This is a genomic window from Streptantibioticus ferralitis, from assembly GCF_029223525.1.
GTDB lineage: Bacteria > Actinomycetota > Actinomycetes > Streptomycetales > Streptomycetaceae > Streptantibioticus_A > Streptantibioticus_A ferralitis.
Genome location: NZ_JARHTQ010000085.1, coordinates 1 through 1583, shown reverse-complemented (window position 1 = coordinate 1583; position 1583 = coordinate 1). Strand labels below are relative to the sequence as shown.

Below are 1583 nucleotides of genomic sequence, written 5' to 3'. Positions count from 1 at the left end.
AGCTTGACGTTTATCCTCGGCGGGCTTGGTGTTCCTTGATGGTCTCGGCGCGTTTGACGGTCTTGCCGACGTCGTGGCGCTTGGCGCGGTGTCTGTTCTTCGAACCGGGCGGCCGTCCCGGGCCGGGGCGGGACCGTTTCGGTGCGGCTGCCGGGCAGGCCGTGGTCGGCCGGAGGTTGCGAAACCCGCGGCGGACGCGGGCGGGGGTGAGGCGGCGGGGTTCGGTGCGGCGTTCCCAGGGGCGGCGGAGGTCCTCAGCGAGGGGGCGGGCGAGGCGGAGCTGGGTGTGGGCGGCGATGACGAGCCAGGTCCACAGGTCGGCGGTGTCGGCGTGGCGGACCTGCGGGGCGGTCCACCCGAGCGTCTGCTTCATCAGCCGGAACGTGTGCTCAAGGTCGAATCTGCGTAGGAAGGACTGCCACCACAGGTCCACCTGAGCGCTGGTGGCGGCGGTGGCGGAGCACCACAGCCAGACCGGTTTCGGGTCGCGGTCGCCCGGCAGCCGCTCGACTTTGAGGCGGATCAACGTGCCGTGTAGTACGGGAAGTTCCTCTTTGGTGTGGTCCAGCCAGGGGCCGCGGTGGGTGAGCCTTGGGTGCATCCGGTCCCAGGCGATCGCCTGGGCCTTGCCGTAGCGGGTGGTGTCGGTGACGGTGGTGACGTCGGGTTCGTGCCAGCTGTCGGGCTTGCCGAAGGTGAGGACGCCGCCGTGCCGACGGGGCCGCCCGCCCTTCGGTCCGGAGCGGGCCGGACCTGGGTCGCGGAGCATGACGCGGTCCGAGCGCAGGCGCCCGACCAGCGCGACCGGCAGATCCGCGAGGACGTGGGTGAGGTAGGCGATGTCGTAGCCGGAGTCCATCACGATCAGAATCTCGGGATCGCCCGGATGCCAGTGCCCCGCCTGCGTCAACCGCTTGACGATATCGCGTAGTTGGGCGGCGGTGACGGCGGTCGCGTCGTCGGCGGGCCCCAGGCGAACGGCGTCCAGCAGCGCAACCCAGGAGGTACGGCCGGTCTCCAGCGCGCCGACGAAGGAGTACGGCCATCCGGGAATCAGCTGGTCCGTCTTGCGGTCACCGCGTCCATAGACGTGGCAGAACAGCCTCTCGTCGCTGGTGGCGGCGTCCGGGCGCAACCAGTTGGACACGTCCACGGCCAGCACGATGCGCCCGTCGGCCGCTCTTGGCAGCGGCAGGCCGGCCAGGGTCCGGCGCAACCGCGCTGGCTCCAGCCAGCCCCGGTCCAAGGCTGCGTACAGGGCGCCGTGTCCACGCCGGTGCTCGACCGCCAGCGACAGCTCGACCAGCGTCTTCACCGGCCCGTCCGCGCACAGCACCGCGTCGGTGAGCTCGAAGAGCGCATCCGCGCGGGCGTAGAGGCATTCGTAGAACTCGACCCGAAAGCAGGACAACACGTCCAACGCCTCGCCTGCGGGCACATCGACAGACAGACTCATACACAGCGGCCGTTCTCTTGTACTTCGTGACTCGACATCTCGAAGCGTGGAGAACGGCCGCCTCCGCTGTCCCGGAAAGAACCGCAGATCAGCAGGTCGGGTGACCTGCGACGTTAAACGTCAAGCT

The 1583-nt window shown here is 69.6% G+C and carries 1 protein-coding gene; it reads right to left on the bottom strand.

All coding sequences use genetic code 11. The features are described 5' to 3' along the window. Positions 1–10: 10 nt before the first annotated feature. A complete protein-coding gene (locus P2L57_RS39760; RefSeq protein WP_275823462.1) occupies positions 11–1456 on the bottom strand; it encodes an NF041680 family putative transposase in 1446 nt (481 codons plus the stop codon). Between the last annotated feature and the right edge of the window lie 127 nt (positions 1457–1583).

What these genes read in the sequence shown, in the direction of transcription:
- P2L57_RS39760 (WP_275823462.1), bottom strand. Translation starts at nt 1,456, where the DNA reads ATGAGTCTGTCTGTCGATGTGCCCGCAGGCGAGGCGTTGGACGTGTTG.